At 51.2% G+C, this 24206-nt stretch carries 20 protein-coding genes; 9 read left to right on the top strand and 11 right to left on the bottom strand.

The annotated features are described in order from the left end of the window. The first annotated feature begins 134 nt into the window (after positions 1 to 134). Entirely contained in the window at positions 135 to 698 is a 564-nt protein-coding gene (locus ABD920_RS02585) for a retropepsin-like aspartic protease (RefSeq protein ID WP_345156584.1), read from the top strand. Between the two features lie 96 nt (positions 699 to 794). Here the strand turns inward: ABD920_RS02585 and ABD920_RS02580 are convergent, their stop codons facing one another. From ABD920_RS02580 to ABD920_RS02570, 3 genes are all read right to left on the bottom strand, one after another. Next, positions 795 to 1223: a hypothetical protein gene (locus ABD920_RS02580; protein WP_345156583.1), complete on the bottom strand. Its 429-nt coding sequence runs from the start codon at positions 1221 to 1223 to the stop codon at positions 795 to 797. A 250-nt stretch (positions 1224 to 1473) separates the two neighbouring features. After that, positions 1474 to 2838: a Gfo/Idh/MocA family protein gene (locus ABD920_RS02575; protein ID WP_345156582.1), complete on the bottom strand. Its 1365-nt coding sequence runs from the start codon at positions 2836 to 2838 to the stop codon at positions 1474 to 1476. Positions 2839 to 3169: 331 nt separating this feature from the next. Further along, entirely contained in the window at positions 3170 to 3493 is a 324-nt protein-coding gene (locus ABD920_RS02570; protein ID WP_345156581.1) for a hypothetical protein, read from the bottom strand. Between the two features lie 228 nt (positions 3494 to 3721). On the opposite strand from ABD920_RS02570, the gene ABD920_RS02565 reads away from it, so the two are divergent. After that, complete coding sequence (locus ABD920_RS02565) at positions 3722 to 4090, top strand: hypothetical protein (RefSeq protein ID WP_345156580.1); 369 nt, start codon at positions 3722 to 3724, stop codon at positions 4088 to 4090. A gap of 674 nt (positions 4091 to 4764) precedes the next feature. Continuing rightward, on the top strand, positions 4765 to 5385 hold the full coding sequence (locus ABD920_RS02560) for a cupin domain-containing protein (RefSeq protein ID WP_345156579.1): 621 nt from the start codon (positions 4765 to 4767) through the stop codon (positions 5383 to 5385). A 92-nt stretch (positions 5386 to 5477) separates the two neighbouring features. On the opposite strand, the gene ABD920_RS02555 is transcribed toward ABD920_RS02560, so the two are convergent. From ABD920_RS02555 to ABD920_RS02540, 4 genes are all read right to left on the bottom strand, one after another. After that, entirely contained in the window at positions 5478 to 6308 is an 831-nt protein-coding gene (locus ABD920_RS02555) for an IS5 family transposase (protein ID WP_345156578.1), read from the bottom strand. A gap of 125 nt (positions 6309 to 6433) precedes the next feature. Next, positions 6434 to 7489 carry an AI-2E family transporter gene (locus ABD920_RS02550; RefSeq protein WP_345156577.1) on the bottom strand — a complete coding sequence of 352 codons (1056 nt, stop codon included), beginning with the start codon at positions 7487 to 7489 and terminating at the stop codon, positions 6434 to 6436. Positions 7490 to 7947: 458 nt separating this feature from the next. After that, positions 7948 to 8397: a tellurite resistance TerB family protein gene (locus tag ABD920_RS02545; RefSeq protein ID WP_345156576.1), complete on the bottom strand. Its 450-nt coding sequence runs from the start codon at positions 8395 to 8397 to the stop codon at positions 7948 to 7950. 162 nt (positions 8398 to 8559) lie between these two features. Further along, positions 8560 to 8970, bottom strand: a complete 411-nt coding sequence (locus ABD920_RS02540) for a DoxX family protein (protein ID WP_345156575.1) — start codon at positions 8968 to 8970, stop codon at positions 8560 to 8562. A 396-nt stretch (positions 8971 to 9366) separates the two neighbouring features. Between ABD920_RS02540 and ABD920_RS02535 the strand changes: the two genes are divergently transcribed. Further along, positions 9367 to 10521 (top strand): zinc-dependent alcohol dehydrogenase, encoded by a 1155-nt coding sequence (locus ABD920_RS02535; RefSeq protein WP_345156574.1) that lies wholly within the window; start codon positions 9367 to 9369, stop codon positions 10519 to 10521. Between the two features lie 12 nt (positions 10522 to 10533). Next, positions 10534 to 11019, top strand: a complete 486-nt coding sequence (locus tag ABD920_RS02530) for a hypothetical protein (protein WP_345156572.1) — start codon at positions 10534 to 10536, stop codon at positions 11017 to 11019. Positions 11020 to 11274: 255 nt separating this feature from the next. Here the strand turns inward: ABD920_RS02530 and ABD920_RS02525 are convergent, their stop codons facing one another. Both ABD920_RS02525 and ABD920_RS02520 read right to left on the bottom strand, forming a co-directional pair. Next, on the bottom strand, positions 11275 to 13941 hold the full coding sequence (locus ABD920_RS02525) for a cation-transporting P-type ATPase (protein WP_425568536.1): 2667 nt from the start codon (positions 13939 to 13941) through the stop codon (positions 11275 to 11277). Between the two features lie 243 nt (positions 13942 to 14184). After that, positions 14185 to 14955, bottom strand: a complete 771-nt coding sequence (locus ABD920_RS02520) for a glucose 1-dehydrogenase (protein WP_345156571.1) — start codon at positions 14953 to 14955, stop codon at positions 14185 to 14187. 792 nt (positions 14956 to 15747) lie between these two features. Here ABD920_RS02520 and ABD920_RS02515 point away from each other — a divergent pair. From ABD920_RS02515 to ABD920_RS02505, 3 genes are read left to right on the top strand one after another with little or no spacing between them, the layout of a single operon-like run. Further along, positions 15748 to 16794: an efflux RND transporter periplasmic adaptor subunit gene (locus ABD920_RS02515; RefSeq protein WP_345156868.1), complete on the top strand. Its 1047-nt coding sequence runs from the start codon at positions 15748 to 15750 to the stop codon at positions 16792 to 16794. Then, the gene (locus ABD920_RS02510; protein ID WP_345156570.1) at positions 16791 to 18050 is read left to right on the top strand and encodes an ABC transporter permease; all 1260 of its coding nucleotides are present in this window, start codon (positions 16791 to 16793) and stop codon (positions 18048 to 18050) included. The genes ABD920_RS02515 and ABD920_RS02510 overlap by 4 nt, the downstream gene beginning before the upstream one ends. A gap of 1 nt (position 18051) precedes the next feature. Further along, entirely contained in the window at positions 18052 to 18732 is a 681-nt protein-coding gene (locus ABD920_RS02505) for an ABC transporter ATP-binding protein (protein ID WP_345156569.1), read from the top strand. 7 nt (positions 18733 to 18739) lie between these two features. On the opposite strand, the gene ABD920_RS02500 is transcribed toward ABD920_RS02505, so the two are convergent. Next, positions 18740 to 19258: a hypothetical protein gene (locus ABD920_RS02500; protein WP_345156568.1), complete on the bottom strand. Its 519-nt coding sequence runs from the start codon at positions 19256 to 19258 to the stop codon at positions 18740 to 18742. A gap of 410 nt (positions 19259 to 19668) precedes the next feature. Further along, positions 19669 to 22743 (bottom strand): PAS domain-containing protein, encoded by a 3075-nt coding sequence (locus ABD920_RS02495; RefSeq protein ID WP_345156567.1) that lies wholly within the window; start codon positions 22741 to 22743, stop codon positions 19669 to 19671. Between the two features lie 536 nt (positions 22744 to 23279). Between ABD920_RS02495 and ABD920_RS02490 the strand changes: the two genes are divergently transcribed. Then, positions 23280 to 24008 carry a hypothetical protein gene (locus ABD920_RS02490; protein WP_345156566.1) on the top strand — a complete coding sequence of 243 codons (729 nt, stop codon included), beginning with the start codon at positions 23280 to 23282 and terminating at the stop codon, positions 24006 to 24008. Positions 24009 to 24206: the final 198 nt, after the last annotated feature.

Genomic DNA, 24206 nt, shown 5'->3' with positions numbered 1-24206 from the left:
GGAAAGGCTGGAATCAACTGATTTTTGAAACGATTTCCGGCCAGATATACTTTATAGAGGGGAGAGGCGCTGGTAGGTCTTACGCCACTGCGCTTTTCAGTTCTCACCAAAGCATATCTGAAACAGGAGTATATATGAGCAAGGTTTTCTGTTACCTGATAATGACGCTGACAGGTATGGTCGCAGCCTGTAATGCACCGCAGCCCAAAACAATTGTTGTAACCGATGCGCCAGCTCAAACAACCGTCTCAGCCGACATGAGCCTGGACGAGCTACTGACGCAGCACCAGGAGTATGAACGGATACAGCTGAAAAAAATGCCCTCCGGGCATCTTCAAATGCAGGTTTCCCTGAATGGCGTGAGCGGAAAATTTATCCTGGACACCGGGGCCGGCGCTACCATACTGGAGGAGAAGCGAAAGGCTGCCTTCCATTTAACGTCCCGGAAATCAAACAAGGCCGTGACGGGGACAGGGGGAGGCGCCATGGGCATGCAGCTCTCAACCGGCAACAGGATGAAGATCGGGCAGCTTGAAATAAATAACTCAAGTATTTACCTGGTAAGCCTGGACCATGTAAACAAGGCCTTCCAGAACATGAAGCTGGAAGAGGTAGACGGCATTATCGGTGCCGATATTCTCTCTGCCAATCGGGGCGTAATTGATTACACCCACCTTATTCTGTACCTGAGGAAGTAGCGGCTGTTTTTCACCCCAGTGCAGCGGCTCAGTGAAAATGAAGCCTAAACCTGTATTTTTTAACTTTATTGAACTTCCAGGGCCACCTAACATTTTTTACCTGCCCTTTCTGCTTTTGCTTTGTTTGCGGGCCTTGTTCCGGGCGCTCTTGAGCTGCGTAAACTCCTCGTTCGAAACGGTGACGATATAGGTTGCGGAAGTTACAAGCGTGGTGTCCGAATCGAAATCGTGCGCTACCGTTAAGGAAAGCTGCTTGTTCTCGTTGAGTACGTAGTCGTCCGCTACTTTATCAAACAAGACGAAGGAGTTTTCGCCTTCCTTTACATGCTTTGCGCCGGCAAGCGCCAGGCAATCGCCGGTAATTACGAGCGGGGTGTCCAACTCCTCCACAAAATCGAACGGCTGGTAATACTTGCCGTCTTTTCGATGCGTGATATACTCTACTTTGTCCAGGTGCAGTTCTACCTCCTGGTTGCCGGTGTCCCGTTGCTGTTTTATCTGCCGGATATTGCCCACTACTCTCATATGCTTCTCTGCTTATTAAATCCCTTTCCCGCCCCTGCGGCCAGCTGCCTTTTTCGTCCTTGGCGTTTTAGAATAAGGTATGTTGCCATAGGAAGTGCGGTTTGGTGCAAGTTACGCATACGCTTTTATATATGCCCTTCCTGCTTCAGGTAGAAAGGAAGCTGAAAACGAGCATACCTGTACCTGGGCCGGCAGAAGCGGTAAAAACTTTAGCCGCGATGGCCTGTAGTACGGTGGCTTATATAGCGCGCTAAACGTTTTTAGGGTCCGGATGCACCCAGGGCTGGCGGTAAGGGCGTTGCAGCAGGGCCGTAGCTTCCGGGTCGCCTACAACTTCACGCCTGGCGTGGTCATATACCAAAGGGCGGCCAACCAGCATCGATAAATTAGCCAGGATGCAGCTGGCCGTGGAGATATGGCCTTCCTCGATGTCAGCCACCGGACGGCCGCCTTTCTTGATAGCCGCCAGGAAGTCCTGCATATGCAACCTCGTGGCCGGAGCGGCATGCAGTTCCATCCCTTCCTCGTTCAGGTCCTCCGGATACTTTTCTTTTTCATACACTGCATCCTTGTGAATTTTCTCTCCGTCGCCCACCGGGATAAAATCATATTGCATCGGGCTGGCCATCAAGGTACCTTTCTCGCCATATATGGTCAGGCCCCACGGATAGTCTGGGTTGGCCGGTGTGCCCCAGGTGCGGTGCTGCCAGATGCAGTTGAGCTCATCATACTCGAAGAGCGCGTGTTGCGTATCGGATGTATTGGCTTTTCCTTCCTTCTGCACATAGATACCGCCGGTAGAGCTGATCCGCTTGGGCCAGCCAAGGTCCAGCATCCAGCGTGCCGCGTCAAACATGTGGATGCACATATCACCCACAATCCCGTTGCTGTATTCCATAAAGTTGCGCCAGCGACGGTGCGGCAGCCCGTCATAGGGCCGCAGCGGCGCTGGTCCAGACCACATGTCATAGTTCAGGAATTCCGGCACAGGTCTTACTTCCGGGCTGTTGTTGCTGCGCATGTGGTAGTAACAGTACATCTCCACATGCGAAACCTTCCCCAGCAGGCCCGCTTCAATAACGTTCTTTTTTGCGTCGATCAGGTGCGGCGTGCTCCGGCGCTGTGTGCCTACCTGCACTACGCGTTTATATTTCCGGGCGGCCGACAACATGGCCTCACCTTCCAGCACATCCACACTGATCGGCTTTTGAACGTACACGTGCGCCCCAGCTTTGAGCGCGGCAATGGTGGGCAGGGCGTGCCAGTGGTCTGGGGTGCCGATCAGCACGATATCAAATTTATTGTCGGCGAGCATTTTCCGGAAGTCGCTGTATAGGCGGGGCTTTTTGCGCGTCTTCAGGCGCTCGCTGACAAGGGCGGCTGCCTCTTTCAGCATATTCTCATCCACATCGCAAAGCGCCACCACTTCCACCGGGGCTACCTGAATCAGACGCATAAGGTCGCTCTTTCCGTACCAGCCTGCGCCGATCAACCCAACCCGCATGGGTTTCGACTGCTGGGGCAGGATCATTCCGTGTGCTCCAAGCGCTGTCAGGGCCAGAGCGGCCGTCGCACCTTTCAGAAAATCGCGTCGATTGAGAGGAGATAGTTGCATAGGTAGGATATAGTGTGTTTTTGTATCCGGGTGAAAAATGACAAGTACTGCTCATCCCCCTGTTTAACGAGGGCCATTCCGAGGCAATACCAAAAGCAATATAACAATATTCTCCAATTAATATGATTTAACACAGGCAATTCATGCAGCTCCTGCCGGTGAAATCAGGAGAGGGGCAACGGCAAACTGACCGCAGGAAGAGCATTACATCACAAGCCTGCGTGACAAGAAAATGTGGTCATCCCTTGGCATCTTCTTAAAAAAACAGAAGACCCGGTGCGTCGGGTCTTCTGATAGATTTTTGAATGCCAGACTTGCCTATAGAGGCATACTATTTCTTCTGGTCCTTGATGTCTACGTTGCTTTTGTGCGTTTTCAGCGTGCTGGCATTTGGCTGGTCATTGCGGAACTTTTTGTCCGCGCTGTCAGAACCACGGGTAGTGGTGCTCAGGTTCGCTTGGTCATCGTTGTCAGGACTTCCTTTGCCTTTTCTAGCGCCGCCGCTGCTTCCTTCACTGCTGGGCTTGTTCTCTCCGCGTGTGTTATCGGCACCTCCCGCTACCGGGCCTGTATTCGTTCCCTGTGGGCGCCCGCTTATATTTTTATCCTTTTCAAAATCTCCTTCGTTTTCGATGTTCCTGTTATTCGTGCTCATAAGTTTTCCTTCCGTTTTCATTTAACATAACTGGCCTCCGGACTTCTCCGGGGTAATAGGTTGTACGGGCGATTACAAGAATTAGGTTAAGTAGGGGAAAACACTCTTTGAGAATTTTGCTAACAAATTTAGTATATATCTGAGTTTTAAAATGAATAACTTAACTAAAGTGTGATGTTTGCGTATATAGTTAGCAAAAGTATAAGTGAAGAAGCATAAAAGAAACCTATGAAACTGAAAATAGATGAAAAGCCATTCCTGCCAAATGGACGGCATGTGGTGCAGGTAACTGAAGTAGAAGAGGGAAAAAGCGAGAACAAGGAGATCCCGTTTATAAACTGCCGCCTGGAAAACGAGGAAGGCTTTGTGAACCAGCGTTTTTACCTGAGTGAGCCCGGTCAGCCTATTCTCGCTTCCTTTCTCAAAGCTGTGGGTATTGAGAAAAAGGAAGTGGATTCCAAAGAACTGAAAGGCAAAACTCTTTCGGTGGAAGTGGAAGAGCGCACATATGAAGACCCGGAAGGAAAAGAAAAAACCATTAAACAGGCTACCCATTTCGAAAAAGTAGGGAAAGCAGATACATCAGACAGGTATTAAAGAAATGATTAAAGCATAACAGAAAAAGGAGCCTTGTGCTCCTTTTTCTGTTTCCGGATGAATGACCCAGCATGGCAGGTTCTGAAGCTGGACCCAAAAGATAATCCGCTTTAACTTTTAACCTCCTGTAGGAATCAGGTGCCAAAAACGTTAAAATACACAATCCAAGTTGCGCTATATAAAACTGATAGAGTTTTAATAACTAAGAACCTACCCCTAATCCTTGCCAGGAGAGGAATTTTCACCTAATGTAGTTTATTCTCCTCCCTGCAGGGGTTGGTCTTGTTTCAACAGCGAAAGTAAATCGCCACTTAGGTTATATATACGGCAGTCTGATCTATTATAGTAGGTTTAATCCACCGGCAACAGAGGTACATCTGGGCGCAGGTCATCCCTGTATAATCGGTAAAAAGCCCGGTTCTCGTATATTGCCAAACAATAAAGATTCCGTAATTTTGCGCCCATTATATATGCGCCAGAAGAACCTCCGGAGAACATGGGGACAGGGGCAGCATAGACTGCCGGTTAAGCCTCAGCGGAAAGCGCCACCAGGGATGATTTATCTGAATGGATGCCATTGTGCTAGTGCCGCGGCAGCGTTGTGCATACCAGTGGAAAGTCTGACAAACAGAATCAGGTAGGCATTTATATAGTTTAAAAAAAGGAAAATCAGCATGAACTCTACGATCACAGCGTTTATAGAGTCCGGGGTTTTGGAGTTGTATGTCATGGGGGCTGCCAGCCCGCAGGAAAGCCTCGCCGTAGAACAAATGGCTGCTGCCCATCCCCAAATCCGCCACGAACTTGACATCATCAGCCAGGCAATGGAGCGTTATGCCCAGGCGCATGCGGTAAAGCCGAGAAATGTAGTCAAGCCCTTGCTGATGGCCACCATCGATTACATGGAGCGCATGCAGCAAGGGGAATTGCCAGTCTCACCTCCTGAAATCACTCCGAACTCACGTCCGCAGGATTACGCGCTCTGGCTTAACCGCCAGGACATGGTGCTGCCGCATGATGCAGACGAGATATATGCTAAAATAATCGGGTACACGCCAGCTGCCACCACAGCCATCGTCTGGATAAAAGAAGCGGCTGATCAGGAAGTGCACCACGATGAGCAGGAGCGTTTCCTGATCCTCGAAGGCACTTGTGATATCATCGCCGGGGGCAACACCTACAGCTTAGCAGCCGGCGATTTTTTTGCCGTTCCGCTCCACACCCCGCACATGTTCAAGGTAACCTCTGCAGTGCCCTGCAAAGCGATTCTGCAGCGACTGAGCGTGGCATCATAATATAAACGACTTTCCCGCTCTTCCCCACTGCCTTCTCCTCTCAAGGGCTAAACTCAGCTATATACCATTCTGAGAAACTGTTTTAAAACCTATTAGTATCTTCTTATCATGACACTGATCATAGCCAAGTAGACCATACTCAGGGAGTTTATTCTGTTTTTTTCATAGTCTTTGCTCAATCGTCTTGCATGTAGCATCCAGGCGAAGGTCCTTTCCACCACCCATCTTCTTGGCAGCACTTTGAAGCCCTTCGCCTCATCAGTCCGCAGCACCACCTGCCAGCACCAGCCCCAGAGCTTTTCGGCAAAGCGCCTCAGGTCGTCTCCCCGGTACCCCCCGTCCACCCACACCAGCTTCATCTGGCTGCAGAGTTCCTTGAGGACAAAGGAGCGGCGCAGGTAGCGCAGCAGGCACTTGACCCCCATCTTCTCCGACACGCTCGCCGCGCATACCCACACAGCCAGCAACAGCCCTTGCGAATCGGTCAGGATGAAGCGCTTGCGGCCCTTTATCTGCTTCCCCGCGTCGTAGCCTCGGTGGCGGCCACCGCAGGCCGTGGTTTTGATGCTCTGCGAGTCCAGGCAGCCAGCCGTGGGGCGGGCTTGCCTGCCTGCCCTGGCGCGCGCCTTCTTGACCAGGAAGCAGTTGATGGCCTCCCAACTGCCGTCCCTGCCCCAGCGGTTGAAATAGCCGTACACCGTCTGCCAGCAGGGCAGGTCATGCGGCAGGCTGCGCCAGCTGCAGCCTGTCTTCACCACGTAGAAGATGGCGTTTATCACTTCCCTCATATCAGCGGGGGGACGGCCGCCAGCCTTGCGCGCTGTTTTAACAACAGGCATAGCCTGCTGCAGCTTTTTCCAGCCGTTTTGGCTGATGTCGCTTGGATAACTCTTCCTTTTTTGTTTCTTTTGGTTGGTACTCACCAAGGTTCTGAATAGTTGGTCGTTCGACTTTCTTAACCGAAGTGGGTACTTTTTTTATCCCCAATTACCTTTTAAAACAGCTTCTGAGGTTTTTGCGGATCCTCAGGCATGGAAACACGCGGTAATCAGGCCTCATCGTCTTCTTTTCCGAGTATATAGCCATATGGGTTTAGTTTTGGGATCTCATCAAAGATCACCTTCATACTGGCGACCAAAGGCACAAACAGAATCATGCCTGCCACACCCCACAACAGGTTGCCCAGTAAGATAACCATAATCGTGGCCAGGGGATTGAGCTTTACCTTTGATCCGGTTATATAGGGCGTCAGCAGGTTTGCCTCTATCAGCTGAGTGACCATGAAAAACAGCAGCACCAGGACCGGGTACCAGAAGGAGTCTTTGGTGAGCAGGGCAAACGCAATGGGGAGCGCGATGCCAAGGTAAGACCCAAAATAAGGCACAATACGCAGCAGCGCAGTAATCAGCCCGAATAGCACCGCGTACTCGATCCCAATCGCCCAAAAGCCAAAAGCATATACGACGGCTAAAACAGCCATCACTGTAAGGGTTCCGTGCAGGTAATTGTGTACAATTCTGGACATGCGCGCAAGCACTACCTTAGATTCCTTTTGGTTTTCAAACAGATGGAGTTTGATGAAAAAATTCTGGATCTTCTGCTGGTAGACAAGAAAAAAGAAAGTGTACGTCAGCACAATGAAAACGAATAGCAGGATCGAAAGTCCCTGCACCACAAGGTCCCGCAGGCTTTTGAAAACAGCTTTTGCAATGTCTGGTTTTTTTTCCTCAATGATCTCTTCCTGTTCATTTTCTGAAATATCTGTCGTTTGATAAAGCAGCCATTGCAGTCTTTCCGTTCTTTCCTCCACCTTCGTCTCTAGCTCCGGCAGGTCTGCTTGTAGCTTCTGGCCCTGGTAATAGATCAGGGAACTCAGCAGAACCAGGGATGCCAGCAGTAGCAGGATAGAAACGAGCGCGGCCGTTGACTTTTTCAGGTTGTACCGTTGCAGTTTCAGGGACAAGGGGAAGAGCAGCATCGCAAAAAACGCGGCAATGGCGACCGGTATCAGAAAAGGCTTCCCCAGGTATAGGAGCAGGGATACCAGCAATACTGCAAGTGCATATTTGATAAAACGCGTGAGATCGAGCTGCCTGTTCATCATACTTGAAGAGAACTAAACGCAAAAGCAAAGGCGATGTTTTCAATATTCCGGACCTTCGAGGCAAAAAGTTAAAGCACACCCGGAGTCAACCGGTCAGAGAATAGACAAGGATAGTTTTCGTATGGTTGGTATGGATACTTAGTACCCAGCCTGTGTGCAGGCGAAGCGGCCGGGATAAAAAGTAGGAGGATAGGAGTGAAAAGAGACTATGTTTATATAGCTCAGGAACGCCAAGCAGTTGATAAGCATCTTTGCATAACTCAATTATATGCCTCAGCTAGTAGCTATCATGTTATAGGGCAAGTTATTTTGGCGAAGTTGGAGTCCATATGAGCAGCAGCATGCGGCAGCCGTATATAGGATATGCTTATTTCTGAGGATGACAGCATTTATATATGCTTCAGCCCAAACAGGAAACACTGCCAAACGTTTTATTCGCCTTATTCCTTGTTTACCGTTCAGCAGGCGTTGCCTTTGTTCAGGATAAGAATCACCTCTACAATCTGATTAGCTAGCCTGGGGTCCATGTCCAGGGCAGAGTAGAGGTAATGGATCAGCTCTTTCTCTTTGTCTGTCACAACACAGTCGGCAAGCAGCAACTGGATGGTCTGGGCAAAGAGGGTGGCCCTGTTCTCCACTGCTATTTTATCGACGGAGTTATCGATCAGGCCTTTGCTGCCAATTTTTGGATGCTCATAAAAAACAGTTTTGCTGTAGGCAAGCACGTCATGCCCCTCAAACATAGTTTTACCGGCTAAAGTACTGGACAGCTCCTCTAACTCTTCATCCGCCACCTTGCCATCGACCGCTATACAGGCGTGCATGATTGCAATCCATGCCTCCTGCTCATTTTTCGGGGTATAAGAAGACTTGGTGGGGTTGCCTATCGGCTTAAAATTACCTTCCATGATATTTTTTGTGCTTACCTGCTATGGTGATACTTCGTTAGCGGCTTGTTTGTTTTGGTTCCACTTACTTTTCAGGGTGCTTTAGCAAAGCAGCACACAGGTGGGAGGACGAAAAGCGCCTCGTCCACGCCAACTATATATAAGGCGGCAAAAGGGGCTGTTCTATGTATGCAGGGCTGTTACCGGATGTGTTCTCCGCGCTCCGTCCACGCTCCAGATACCTGCCCCTTTGGATGCGATGTACAGGAAAAGAAAACAGTATATGACGGCCAATTCCCCACCGTTCAAAAGGGGGAGAGCCGCCTGAGGCGCATGGGCAATGAAATATGCGGCCGCCATCTGGCCACTGGCAATAAAGGCTGCCCACGTTGTCAGCAGGCCAATCATGATTAACAGGCCGCCTACCAACTCGATGATTCCCGCGAGCCCCATCAAAGAGACTAGTTCCACTGCAGGCTTGTCACCAGGCCACCCGAAAAGCTTCTGGCTGCCATGCATGGCATAAAGTAATCCTGAAACGATGCGTAAAATAGCGTACAGGTAGGGACTGTATTTTCCTAAAAAGCTGTCCATGGCAAAATGTCTTTACAGATAAAACATATTAAAACCGGCTAAAATGCTCCAGCCCATGTGATATAGCAAATAACGTGTAATAGCCTATATAGTTGAATTTTATATATGATGAGATCTTCACGTATCAATACTAATCCTATATGCTTCGAAAAAAGTCATACCTCTAACCCGATTTAAATACGGAGGCACATCTACCAATCCACAGTATAAATACGGAAATCATCTGTTTCGACTCCCTTGCTGTAACTTAGAAGGTGTTGCAAAGTATCACTAAGGGGAAATTTATCAGGGAGCCTCGTCTCCGGATAAGAACTTTGGATGTTGAGCCCTTTAACTATTCATCCAATTTCAAAGCTTACTACAAAAAACCATTCATTTAAACACGAGAACAAACTTATGCTGGCAATGAATTACAGGGGGCCGAAACGGGTCCGTATTGATCAAAAACCCATGCCCGAAATAGAGCATCCGCAGGATGCGATTGTGCGGGTAACGCGTTCCTGCATCTGCGGGTCCGATCTCCATTTATATAACGGCAATGTTCCTGATACACGCGTCGGTACCACCTTCGGTCATGAATTTACCGGCGTCGTTGAAGAGATCGGGTCCGAAGTGACCAAGCTTAAAGTAGGAGACCACGTATTGGTGCCCTTCAACATTGCCTGCGGGCAATGTGCGTTTTGTAAGCAGGAACTTTACGGAAACTGCCATGAGGCGAATTCGCAGGCCACGGCAGTGGGCGGCATTTTCGGCTATTCGCACACAGCAGGTGGCTACAACGGCGGCCAGGCAGAGTACGCGCGGGTTCCATATGCCAATGTGGGGCCCACAGTTATCCCGCAGGGGATGGACCCGGACGATGCGGTGCTTCTGACTGACGTAGTGCCGACAGGTTACCAGGCCGCGGAAATGGCAGGTATTCAGAAAGGGGATACGGTTATTATATTCGGGGCCGGGCCGATCGGCATTATGGCTGCAAAATGCTCCTGGCTGTTCGGTGCAGGCCGTGTGATTGTGATCGACAAAGAGGACTACAGGCTGGAATTTGCCCGCAACTACTCCCAATGCGAAGCCTATAATTTCCAGGAGATGGATGACCCGGTAGTTTTCGTGAAGAAGACAACCGATTGGATGGGTGCTGATGTTTGTATAGATGCGGTAGGGGCGGAGGCTGCCGGAAATGCCATGCAGACCATTACCGGCAGAAAGCTGTTGCTGCAGGCCGGTTCTGCCACGGCACTGCACTGGGCCATCAACTCTGTGAAAAAAGGGGGCATCGTTTCCATTGTTGGGGTATATGGGCCTACCGATAATCTTGTCCCGATCGGGAACGTAGTGAACAAAGGCATCACCATCCGCGCCAACCAAGCCTCCGTAAAACGCCTGCTGCCGCGGTTGATCGAGCACGTGCAAAACGGTGTGATCAATCCAAAAGGCCTTATTACGCACCGCATTCCGTTGGAAGAAGTAGCCGATGGGTACCGCATCTTCTCCGACAAACTGGATAATTGCATCAAGCCGGTTCTTATTCCACCATCAGCCAGAATGTAAAGATTAAAAATTATGGAAAATACAACAGAAAAATACGCACACATAAAAGGGTGGGGGATAGACGCTGATCCGAAAAATGATCCGACCTACCCCATAAAGCACCGGACAGACGAAGAACAAAAGGGGTATAGTTGGGAGAGGCCAACGCAGCAGCCTATTAACATAGAGGTGCTGCACTCCATTGAGCGTCCGAACATAACGGCCGTTTTCGGCACGTCTGCACCGCCTTCCGGATTAAGCGGCATGATCAGGCGGTTTGCCTTCAGGTACAGCGAAAACAGCTATCTGCACTGGCTGCCTCTATTGCTGGCTGATCGGGTAAATGTAGTGGAAGGTATTATCGAGGACTTCGCGGAGGGCAAGGCCCCCAATATTTTTGCCGAAAAGGGCTATGGGGCTGAATGGAAATATGACAAGACCGGGCTGGTAACGAAAATGGCAGTTGCCGCCGCTGTTACCGCCGCCGCTGTCATGCTGTTGCGCAAAAACAACGATTGATATAGGAAGCGGTGAACTAGTGAGAAGCTACATGTACTGTACCTCCCACAACTGTTTGGGTTAAGCAGGTAAGGAAGCATTAAGCGAGAAGCACAACGGGGATGCATAAGTTGTATCCCCGTTGTGCTTCTCGCTTCATCATGTTCTGACAAAATTATGAACACTGTGGTTCTCGAAATTTTAAACAGCGGTTAATTGCTTTGATACAGGCTATATAGGCCTCCTTCGTCACGAGCACTTCCAAAAAAACGTCCATCACCGCTGCTTTTCTTTTTTCACCAGGCTGCCATATCTCAGGTGTTTCTCTACTGATACGATGATAACCAGAATAAGCCCGGCTCCGAAAATGCGCAGCAATTGCATGCCGTCTAGTGGGCTTGAGTGGAAAAGAGTATTCATGGCGGGCGTGTATATAAACAGCGCCTGGAAGAAAAACATGGCTGCAATGCCATAGAACACCCACATATTGCTAAAGTACCCAATATCACGCAGCGGCCTCACAAGCGAGCGGCAACTGAGCAGGTAAAATGCCTCCAACACAATAAACACCGTTGTAGCCACGGTCTGAGCCTCGGCTATCGTAGTGCCCTGTTCTAACTCGTACAGGAATAAACTAAAAGAAGCGATCAGCAGCAGCGAGCCGACAAGCAGCGTGCGCATGATCAGGTCTCTGGTGAGAATGGCCTCCCCTGAGGGGCGCGGCGGACGATCCATGATACCCGGTTCTTTCCGCTCAAATGCCAGCGTGAGACCCAGCAGAACAGCAGTAGTCATGTTAATCCAAAGGATCTGCACTGGCTGCACCGGCAGCTGCGAACCTAAGATAACAGCAGCCAGAATCACAAGGCCTTCGCCTAAGTTAGTAGGCAACGTCCAGACGATAAACTTGGTCAGGTTATCAAAAACGCTTCTTCCTTCCTCCACAGCGCCCTCTATAGATGAGAAATTGTCGTCGGTGAGCACCATGTCAGCGGCGTCTTTGGCAACATCAGTGCCTGTTATCCCCATGGCGATGCCGATGTTGGCTTGCTTCAGGGCGGGGGCATCGTTTACACCGTCACCCGTCATGGCCACAATTTTATCCCGTGCCTGCAGTGCCTTCACGAGCCGCAGCTTCTGGTCCGGCGACACCCGGGCAAAGACAGAGGTGTTCTCGGCTATGCCCTCCAGTTCCTCATCCGTGATCTCCTGCAACTCCTTCCCCGTGATGGAAACTAACCTGCCGTTTTCCCTGCGCCCGTTCAACCCAACCTGCTCAGCGATGGCAGCGGCAGTGATGGCGTGGTCCCCTGTGATCATTTTCACATCAATCCCTGCCTGCTGGCAAAGTTTAACAGCCTCTACCGCTTCCTGGCGCGGAGGGTCGATCATGCCCTGCAACCCTATATAGATAAGCCCGGAACTGGTATCGTCGTGCCCGATGCCTGCCATGCCGGCAGGTGCCCCGGCCATGGCGAATGCCAGCACGCGCAGGCCTTTGCTGGCCATTTTCGCTACTTGCTCGTCTACAGTAGCCCAGTTAACCTCGCTCAGCTGGCCATCCGGTTGAAGGGCTTTGTCACAACGATCCAGCACGGCCTCTACCGAGCCTTTCAGGTATATAACCGGTTGGGCGCCACCATGGAGGGTAGCCATATACTGGTACTCCGACTCAAAAGGGATAGCGTCTTCGCGGGGTTGTTCCTGCTCTAATAGTTTCCTGTCGAAACCTGCTTTGCGGGCTGCAACTTCCAGGGCTCCCTCCGTCGGGTCTCCCTCGATGGTACATAGGCCATCCTTTTCCTTAATGAAACTGTCGTTGCAGAGGATTCCGGCCTTCAGGCAATGCTCCAGGGCCGTGTTGGATGCAAGTTCTACCTGTTGCTTTCCCTCCATGATTTCTCCCTCCGGACGATACCCGATACCTGTTACTGTATAGAGCCGGTCACCTGCTGCTATGCGCTGCACCGTCATCTGGTTCTCGGTAAGCGTGCCTGTTTTATCGGAACAGATTACGTTTGTGCTTCCAAGTGTCTCAACAGCCACCAGTTTCCGGATGATGGCGCGGCGCTTTGCCATTTTGGAAACGCCTAGCGCCAGCATGATGGTAACGGCCACCGGGAGTCCTTCCGGAATGGCACCCACGGCCAGAGCGACAGCCACCATAAAGGTTTCCCCTGCCCCCTGGCCACGCAGAAGTCCGATGGCAAAAACGATAGCCGACAGGGCGAGGATCACCCACAGCAATAACTGGCTGAACTCTTTTATCTTGATGGTGAGCGGTGTATCCAGGTCCTGGGCGCCGGCAATGGACTTCTGTATTTTGCCCACCTCAGTCTGGTCACCGGTGGCTACCACCACGCCTTTGCCATGCCCGTACGTCACCATGGTGGAGGAGAAGCCCATGCTGAAGCGGTCACCCAGCACCGTGTCGGCTCCTACGGGCGCTGCATTTTTCTCAACCGAAACCGATTCCCCAGTCAGTGCAGACTCGTCCACTTTCATATCCCGCTGCTGCACCAGGCGCACATCAGCCGGGAATTTATCGCCTGACTGGATCAGGACAATATCGCCCGGCACCAGTTCCTTGGCATCAATGTTCTGCTTCACCCCGTTACGGATTACCTGTGCCCTGGGCGTCATGCTTTTGGCCAGTGCGTCAATCGCCTGCAGCGCCTTTGACTCCTGCACATAGCCAATGATGGCGTTGATGAAAACAACCGCAAATATGACAATCGCATCGATGTATTCTTCCAGGAAAATAGTAACCACTGTTGCAGCCAGCAATATATAGATCAGCGGCTGGTGGAACTGCAGCATAAACCGAACAAACGCACTCTGCTGCTTTTTGGGAGTCATGATGTTGCGGCCGTACTGCTCCTTCCGCTGCTCCACCTCTTTGTCGCTCAAGCCATCGTAAGCAGAAACCTGAAGTAGTTCCATAACTTCAGCGGCCTCCAGGTGGTGCCATTGGCGTTTTTTGTCAGATGGGGGGCGCTTACTGCCTGCCATTTTTTCTTCTGTTACACGCATGGTATGATAGGTCTTAGCTTAGAACTACTGTACATATGGTACAGGGTAATGAGTTAACCAGCTACGTGCCAAATTGTTATAAAGATTAAATCTCATTTGCTCCCTTAGGTGTGGGCTAACAGGGCAGAGGGCTTTATGTTGTATGAGGCACGTTTACTGTGCCAGGTAAGCGCCGTCTACTGCATAATAGGCACCTGTCACAAAAGAGGCTTTGTCAGAGCTTAGCCACACTACCAACTCGGCCACTTCTTCCGGTTTTCCGAGCCTTCCGATTGGGTGTAAACCGGCTAAGATATGAAACGTGTCCTCATCCATGCCTGCATCTGTTAACAGGGGAGTTTTGATAAACGCCGGCCCGACCGCGTTTACTCTTATCCCTTTCGCCGCGTATTCCAGGCCACCGTTTTTGGTGAGGCCTACTACGCCATGCTTGGCTGCTACGTAGGCAGCAGAGTTCGCAAAGCCCACCTGCCCCAGTATGGACGAGTTATTGATGATAGCGCCGCCCCCGTTCTGCAGCATCTGTTGTATCTGGTATTTCATGCAGTAGAACACACTGCTCAGGTTCACCGCGATCACCTTGTTCCAGGCCTCAATGCTCATGTCGCCTATAGGGTTGGTTTCACCGCCTATACCCGCATTGTTGAAGGCGATGTCAAGCCGGCCATATGCGGCCACGGCCTTGCTTACCATATGCGCACAGTCCTCCGGGTTGGCCACATCTGCCTTCACAAAAATGGCTTCTCCTCCGTTGCTCTGGATGATTTCCACCACTTCATTTCCTTCCGCCTCATTCACATCCGATACAACTACTTTTGCACCTTCCCGCGCATACTGCAGGGCTGTTGCTTTTCCGATACCTGAGGAGGCTCCGGTTACCAGCGCTACTTTGCCTGTGAACTGATTTTCAGTGTATACTGCCATGGTCGTGTGGTTTAGGGTTCAGTGATAAGGTTATATGCAAAAATCAAAAAGCAATAGTCTTTATCAAATGACAGAGGTCATGAAAAAAGACAGTTCATATCAGGTTCCTCCTGAAGGCAGTGGCCTAGATTTGTATAAGTTCTGGTGAGATAGTAAGGTCTTAGGCTCTCCCTCCATACCGAAAACAGTACTTTTCCTGTGGTAGAGCAGTCAAAGCCATATATCCGAAAGAAAAAATGACTATACGGTTGCCTGACGCACAGGCAGCCAGTACGCGTACATGGGTTTATGATATAGAGTGTTCAATAGTGCACAGACTTTTCATTATAATGTTGCCGGATCTGCTGGTATATGATATTCCGGTGGCGAGCCTATGGACCGGGCTTGCTCTTGAAGGATATGCTTGCTCCTGAAGTATATATAAATAAATATTTTATCACCCCAACTCTGAAAATGCTTATTCAGTTTACGCATATCGAACCGTAAGTTGTTCATGATAATAATTAGGCTGTAGGATGGACACCTTTTGTGATATGGAAGAGAAAAAAGTGGAAGAGCCGGAAGCACTTGCTGTGAAAAGACTTACCCGCCTGTTTTGAAAAATGACTGATCAAAATCATGTTTCAATAGTGGTAAAAATCCTACATTTGAAGCATAGGCGTTTAAGGCAACCTTTAAACATGCTTCTTCTGCTAATCCTGGCAATGCTTCTGCGTTTTTAGAAAGATGCCCTATGGCCCAAAAAAATTAATCCATATGCAACGATGTTTTCTTTTGGCTTTGATTGTGTTAATGTTAGCTTCCTGCGGTGGGAAACAGGAAAAAACAACGCCCACTGTCGAAGACATTTCAGAGGCGGTATATGCATCCGGTGTGGTGAAAAGCAGGAACCAGCACCAGGTTTTCCCTACTGTGAGCGGTACTATACAGGAGGTGCTGGTAACGGAAGGGGATGTGGTGAAGAAAGGGGCCCCGCTCCTGAAAGTGGAGAATGAGGCAGCACGCCTCACCACCGAGAACGCACGTTTAGCGGCTGAATATGCACAGGTCAGCGCCAATTCAGAAAAACTGAATGAGTTACAGGCTGCCATAGACCTTGCCCGAAGCAAAAAGCATAACGATTCGCTCCTGCTGGTCAGGCAGCGCAACCTGTGGGACAACCAGATCGGTACACGTGTGGAACTGGAGCAACGCGAGCTTAACTATAAAAACTCGCTGACAGCCTATAAGTCCGCCATACTTCGGTACAACGACCTGAAAAAGCAACTTGATTTTGCCGCCCGGCAGTCGCAGAAGAACCTGCAGATCAGCGAGACCAGGTCAGATGACTATACCGTGAAAAGCGAGATGAAGGGGAAGGTCTACAGCGTGCTGAAAGAAGAAGGGGAGATGGTAAGCCCACAAACCCCGGTGGCGGTGATCGGTGATGAAAATGAGTTTATACTGGAGCTGCAGGTAGATGAATATGATATAGCCCGCGTGCAGCCCGGGCAGAAAGTGCTGTTGAACCTGGATAGCTACAAAGGGCAGGTGTTTGAAGCCGAAGTATATAAAGTAAACCCGGCGATGAACGAAAGGACCAGGTCGTTCACGGTAGAGGCCAGCTTCGTGACCTCGCCGCCGACACTTTACCCGAACCTGACCACGGAGGCCAACATCATCATCCGGGCCAAGGAAAACGCCTTGACCATACCGCGCGAGTACCTGCTCGAGGGCTCCTTTGTGATGACGGAGGACGAAGAGAAAGTAAAGGTTGAAACCGGGCTCAAGGATTACCAGAAGGTGGAGATCCTGAATGGGCTGACGAAAGAAAATGTGATCGTGAAACCGGCGCCATGAATACTAAACTCATCTTTGGGATAGCGAAATCGATGCTGCTGGCCCGCTGGCGACAAACACTGGTGGCTGCCATTGGCGTTACCTTCAGCATTGCCATGTTCATCACGCTGCTCGGCTTTATGAACGGCCTGAACGACATGCTGGATGGCCTGATCCTGAACCGTACGCCACACGTGCGCCTCTACAACGAGATCAAGCCCAGTGAGAACCAACCGGTGAATGCTTCTTCGGAATTTAAAGACTCTTATAATTTTATCAGTTCCGTAAAGTCAGGCATCACCCGCCAGGAAATCTATAACAGCGGCCCTATGGTACAGGCCGTGCAGGACGACCCACGGGTACTGGGCGTGGCCCCAAAACTTACGGCGCAGGTGTTCTTTAACGAGGGCACCATCGATATAACGGGTATGATCAATGGCATTGATGTGGAAGAGGAGATGAGGCTGTTCAATTTTCAGGACTACGTGACAGCCGGGTCTGCCATCGACGCAAAAAACGTGGCCAACAGCATTATATTAGGCAAGGGCCTGGCAGACATTCTGGTGGCAGATATAGGGGATGTGGTGCAGGTGACGACGGTGCAGGGGGAGCGTTTCTCTCTGAAGGTGGTGGGGTATTTCCAGTCGGGGATACAGGAGATCGACAAAGTGCAGAGCTACGCTTCCATTGGCACCACCCAGAAACTGCTGGGCAAGCCTGCCAATTATATCACCGATCTCCAGATAAAACTGCACGACCTCAGCCTGGCACCTGCCGTAGCAAAGGAATATGCACAGGTATTTCAGATAGATGCCGAAGACATACAAACCGCCAATGCGCAGTTCGAGACGGGCAGTAATGTAAGGTCCATGATATCGTATGCGGTGGGGGTTACCTTGCTTGTGGTGTCCGGCTTTGGTATTTTCAATATCCTGAACATGATGATCTACGAGAAAATGGACTCTATTGCGATCCTGAAAGCTACCGGTTTCTCAGGGAGTGACGTAAACTGGGTGTTCCTGATTATTGCCCTCAGCATTGGATTTTTTGGGGGGATGGTAGGGCTGGTTTTCGGCTTTCTTTTCTCGCTCGTCATCGACAGTATCCCGTTCAACACGGAGGCGCTGCCAACCATAGAAACCTTCCCGGTTAACTATAACCCGGTGTATTATTTTATCGGGGGGTTCTTTTCCATGATCACCACGTACTTTGCCGGTTATTTCCCGGCGCGCAAGGCCAGCAAAGTAGATCCGGTGGAAATTATAAGGGGGAAGTAACGTGCAGGAGATCATACTGGAAGCTAGGCACATCAACAAAAAATTCCATGACCCGGTAACGGTGCAGGTACTCACGGATATTACCTTCTCCGTAAAAAAGGGGGAGTTTGTATCCGTGATCGGCAAGTCGGGGTGCGGGAAGTCTACGCTGCTTTACATCCTGTCAACGATGGACACCGACTACGAAGGGGAACTGCTGATTGACCGGGAGTCGATGACGGGCCGGAATGATGCCGAGCTTGCGCGCATCCGCAACGAAAAGATCGGGTTTGTGTTCCAGTTCCATTACCTGCTCAACGAGTTTTCGGTGCTCAGGAACGTGATGCTGCCCGGCATGAAACTGAACAGGCTGAGCGAGCAGGAAGTGGAGCACCGGGCGCTGGAGCGCCTCAAGATGCTTGGTATTGAGCACCTGGCCAACAAGGAGGCCTACAGGATATCGGGAGGGGAGAAGCAGCGCGTTGCCATTGCCCGGGCACTCATCAACGACCCGCACATTATTATGGGCGATGAGCCGACCGGCAACCTGGATATGAAAAACAGTGAAATGGTGTTCGATATATTCAAGGAGCTGGCGGAGGAACACAACCAGACCCTGCTCATCGTCACCCACGACCAAAGCTTTGCCGAGAACACCGGCCGCATCATCGAGATGGAAGACGGCAGGATCATCCGGCATTAGCGCATGGTCAAAACTTAAGCCGGTTCAGTTCCTCTTCAATGGCCGGGCTGAGCACCATGATCAGGTGCTCGGCGAAAGCTGCGTTCTCTATTGGTTTCACATCCATCAGCGCGACTAACCCGATGGGTTCACTCGCTTCGGACAGAAGGAGGCTGCCCAGGTAGCTATCAATCTGGAGGTCGTGTATTTCTTTGTCTTCCGGGAAATTCTGCGCCACATTCAAGGGGAAATAACAGAACCGCTGGGTGAGCACGTCATCGCAGGGCGTGCCTTTGAGAGAGTAGGTAATATTTTCCAGTACCTCCCTGTCCCTGAGAAAGGCGCAGGTATGAATGTGCTCCTTGTCATCCGACAAAAGGCCGATGCTCACGTACTTGACCCCCGTCTGTTCAGAGATGAAGGCAGCTATTTCAGAAAGGAAGTTTTCGTTCCGGGCCTGGCTGGAAAGAGCGATGGCAGATCCGAGAATTTTATTTTCTTCTTCTCCAGGCTCATACTGCCAGTGGTGAATAAACCTGTACTCCATATATAGAATCCTCCGTATCCAAAAAAATAATAACAAAAGTAAGCATTAAGGGCTACTTAATTCATAGGCGCACAGGGGTAAAGTTGCGCCCTTGGTGGGGGTGCGGCGACAAAACCGTTTATATACAGCACTACATATAACTGGCGGCATATATAAAACGCTGAAATCGACTCAAATCTTGCGTGGCCCTGCATAGAAAATAGTAATTGCCCTTAACGCAAAATGGAAATGATTCTACGGAAGAAATCCTTAATGATATACAGATGAATGTTAATCATTGTCCGCCAGGGAAAATGTAACGTGAGTGACAATGAAACTGCGTGCGTAAATCGCAACTCTGGTTTTGAGTCAGCACCTCAATTGAACACTGTCAGGCTTGCAAAACCTCAGAGATAGCGGCAAGCGCCTGCTTAGTTTCTGAAATAGACAGTGAAGGTAGTCCCTTTCCCAACCTGACTGTCCACCTCAATCCGGCCTCCGGCATTCTCCACGATCTTCTTTACCATGTAGAGGCCAATGCCCGTGCCTTCCACGTGGTCGTGCAGTCGCCCGAACATGGTGAAGAGTTTATGGCTCCTGCTCAGGTTCATACCCAGGCCGTTGTCACGGACAGACAGAACAGCGAATTCTCCCTCCGTGCGGCAATGGATCAGAATTTGCGGCGTGCGCTCCGGCGATCGGTACTTTACGGCGTTGGAAATCAGGTTGTAAACCACGGAGCGTAAGTTCTTCTCGGTTAAGCGGATGCCTGGGCAGCGGGCTACGTCTATTTCCAGTTGCGCCCCTGCTTCCTCCAACTGCGTCGAAAGATCCAGCCTTACATCCCGGATCACCTCCTGGAGATCTACCAGAACGGCATCCTGGTTATTTTCCTTTTGCAGCTTGGTTACTTCAGTCAGGTGCTCGATCGTGCGCTTGAACCGATCGATCGAATCCTCGATCATACCCCTGACATCCTCCAGCCCCTCTTTGGCCATCGCCTGCGGTGGCAGGGAGTCGAAGAGTATGTGCATCAGCCCCTCGATATTAGAGATGGGTGCTTTGAGGTCGTGGGAAGCGGCATATATAAAATTATCAAGGTCTACGTTGGTGCGTATGAGTTGCGCATTGGCCTCGCGCAATTCCTCATTCGTGCCAGCCAGTTTCGTTGTCAGTTCCTGCAGCTCCGCCTCCTGTTTCTTGGTTTTGGTGATGTCAATAATAATGGTGGCCAATCCTAACAACTCGCCTGTTACGGGCTCCCTGATCGAAAAGCAGTTATAGTAGATAGGGATGCTCTCCCCGGTCTGGAAGTGGCGGAGGTGGTACTCGCCCACCCAGCGGTCTTTCTCCAGCAGCGTTGGCAGAATCACCTCCTCTACAAAGGGTTTATCCTCCTCGTGGAAAAAATCAAGGATCTCTACCTCCTCTATCTGCGACTTTTCAAGCCCAACCAGCTCAAGGCCAGATTTATTTATATAGATACCCCTTCCCTCGGGGGTAGCCAGGCCGATAAAATCCGAGCTGTTCTCCACCAGGGCCACAAGTTGCTGCTGCTGTTTGGATAGCCGCTTGTACGCCTTCACGGACTTGGACAAGTCTTCGTTGGCGGCCTTCAGTTCCCCGGCCAGGGCGCGTGCCTCCCTTTCCCTTTCCTCTATCTGCTGCCGGATTTCCACCTGCTCGGTTATATCGTTCACCAGGGTGAAAAAGCCGGCCACTTTACCTTCCCGTATATCGGGGACATAACTGGTGCGGATATACTTTACGAAATCCTCCCGGTAGGGCATACGGCTTTCGAAATCCAGCCGCTCCCCGGCAAGAGCGCGCTCTATATAGTGTTTCACCCCCTGGTAGGCTTTTTCCCCAACCACTTCGCGTACGGGGCGGCCCAACAGGTTTTTCGGGTCCGTGTCGAACCAATCCTCGTAGGCCCGGTTAGCGAAGCGGTATTTTTCTTCTTTGTCCAGATACCCGATCAACACGGGCAGGGCGTCGGTAATCAGCTGTAATTGATTGGCGCTTTGTTCCACCGCTTGCCGTGCCGCAACCTGGTCCGTCACTTCATGGGCAAGAATGATAATCCCATCTACCTCGCCCTGCTCATTCCGGCGGGCCTGAAGCGTAAAATTAAAATAACGGTCTTCCAGGGGTGCTCCCTCATACCGCGCGACCGGAATAAGCTCTTCTCTGCCCGCTACGGTTTCACCCGTCTGGTACACGTGCTCCAGCATCGTGGCCAATGGCTGGTTCACCAGTTCTGACAAGGCTTCGGAAATCATGGAGTTGCCAAGCAGCCTGCGGCCGGGCAGCAGCTGCTGGTAAGCCGGGTTCACCAGTTCATACGTGAGGTCCTTGCCGTCTAAAATACAGATCGGAGCCGGTGCCTGCATAAAGAGGTCGTACAGGTGGTTCCGCTGGATCTCCGTTTCGGCCTTGGCGCGTTCCAGTTCACGGGTTCTGGCCGACACCCGCTCTTCTAATTCCTGGTTCAGGTTCCTCAGCGCCAGCTGGGTCTCGGAAAGTTCCTCATATGCCTCCCGCAACGCCTCATTAGCCGCCGAGAGCCGCTCGTTTAGTTCCTGCAGAGCCTGTTCTCTCTGCTCTACTTCCTGGCGGGACTTCACCAGCGCAGTCACCTCATAGGCAAACACCATGATACCGTCGATCTTCCCCTGCAGGTCGTGTGTGGGCTGGTAAATAAAATTGTAGTAATTATTGCCTAAACCCCCCGTGTTGTTGTGGTCGAGTTGTACGATCATCTCGTTGGCGTAAAAGCTCTCGCCGGTGCGGTACACCTTGTCCAGCAGCCCGAAGATGGGTTGCCCTGCCAGTTCGGGCATCGCTTCTGCTATCGGCTTGCCGAGCAGGGGGCGTTCGCCCACCAGTTGCTGGTAAAGCGGGTTCACTAACCTGAACACATGCTGCGGCCCTTCAAAAAGACAGATAAGCGCCGGCGCATCCATTAAGATATTGCGCACCTTCTCGCGTTCAAGGTCGGATAAGGTTTGGGCAGCGGCGATGGCGGAATTAGAAAGCTTCTCCTCCGCCGTATGCTGCTCCTGCTGCCTGCCTAACTGCTCATGCGCCATCACCAGCTCTGTCACATCCTCCACACGGTGGATAATATACCAAATGTCTCCGTTGCCGTCCAGCACAGGGGTGTTAGAGGGGCGCCAATATTTCCTTTCAAAATGTACCGGCTGCTCCGGTTGGGTCACGTCGTAGCGCTGAATGGGCATAGGGTGGGGCTGTCTGTTCTGCAAAACCCATTCAAGGGATTGGCGGAGGTTACCCATGCCGTTTGTCTCCGTTGCCGCCGGATTATCCGGGTACACATCAAACAGCTGTTTCCCCTGTATATGCCTTCGCTCTTTGCGGGTGGCCCGGAGGTAAGGTTCACTGGCAGTGAGGATGGTAAAGTCAGGCGAAAGGATCAGGTATAAATCGGGAATGTTTTCAAATACGCGGAGCATTTCCTGTGGCAGGGAAGCGGCTTTTGTCATGTTGTCTTTTATTTAGCAGAAGGGGAGTGGCCATTGCTAAGGTTCATGGTGCTTTTCTAATTAACGGTGGAGCCGGGTGCTGGTTGGTTCAGCGGTTAGATTTATTCAAAGATACGTAATTGCTGAAATTACCCCTACAGCCAGATAGTGAGGATAACAGATTTTGGAGAGCCAGCCGCTCTTGAACAATCCATGCATGCCTGATCATGCGATGCCGCCGCTTAGCAGGTTGTGAGGGGGGCGGAAGCAGGGAAAGCTGCGGTTATATATGAATCGCACGCTGTTTCAGCTTTTACCGCAACTGGCCGGAACACGACAGGACAAGCGGTCGCAGGATAAAGCTGCTTCTGGAAGACTGTTTTTGTTAGACAGGGTTGTTGGGCACAATGGGGAGGGGAATGGGGATTAACGCTGCTGTTGTAGCAGAAATCAAAACAAGCCTTTAACTTTAGGGTTTCGAATCGCCTTAACAACTATAATCCTACAGCATGCACGCACGCGCTTCCAGGCCTGGAATCTTTGCCAGGAAAAAAACATTGCTCCTGCTTTTCTTTTCCCTCACGCTGCTACTGAGCCAGCCTACCTGCGCCCAGGTCATCTACCAGGGCGGGTCTAATTTGCAGTTTCTGTACGGGGGCCACCTGAACCGCTCCGGCGACCTGGCCACCATCACCGTCGAGCATTTCGGCTCCTACAGCGCTTTCGAGCATTTCGGCTTCGCGGATTTGTCGAACGACGTAAGCCTGAAGAGCCCGGACCTTTACCTGGAGTATTACCCGAAGGTGAGCCTGAGCCGAGCGACCGGCCGGGAAATAGCGCTAGGCCCGATCAGCGATGTGCTGCTGGGCGCCGGTGTCAACGTGCTGTTCGGAGGGCCTGAAGATTTCTTCGTGTACACAGCCGGGCCCGCCTTTAAGTTCAGGCTTCCGGGCCCCGGCCTGCTGCAGCTCGAAACCTACTATTACAGGCAGCATGGCGGAGAGTACCATGGCACCTACAACATCACGCCAAGCTGGGATATTCCCCTGCCCGCCACCGACAGGATTCAGCTACGGTTCCGCGGCTTCATGGACTTTATCGGTGACCGCGGCCCCGGCAGCACCCAGTACCTGACACAGCCACAGCTTTTCCTGGACCTGGGTAACCTGAAGGGCAAGCCCGGCAAAGTATATATAGGCTCTGAGTGGCGCTACTGGAGAAACGTGGCCGGAATCGAGGGGCTGGATCAGTCCGTCCTGCAGGCCAACCTGCTGTTCAACCTATAAGTCTTGCTTCTGGTTTAGAAGGGCGCTTCCGCATCTGGTGAAGACGCTCCCGGAGCTATCCGGACCTACACAACAGAGATTTGCGAACCTTTCGTTGGGAGCGGCGGCGACCTGTCAGCGCGAGCGTTGCGGCAGACTGATAAGTACCATCAGACAAAGCCTGATCAGATGCAAATGGCATCATAGCACATATAATTT

This window comes from Pontibacter saemangeumensis, from assembly GCF_039541895.1.
Taxonomy (GTDB): Bacteria; Bacteroidota; Bacteroidia; order Cytophagales; family Hymenobacteraceae; genus Pontibacter; species Pontibacter saemangeumensis.
This window is presented reverse-complemented; position numbering and strand designations above follow the sequence as displayed.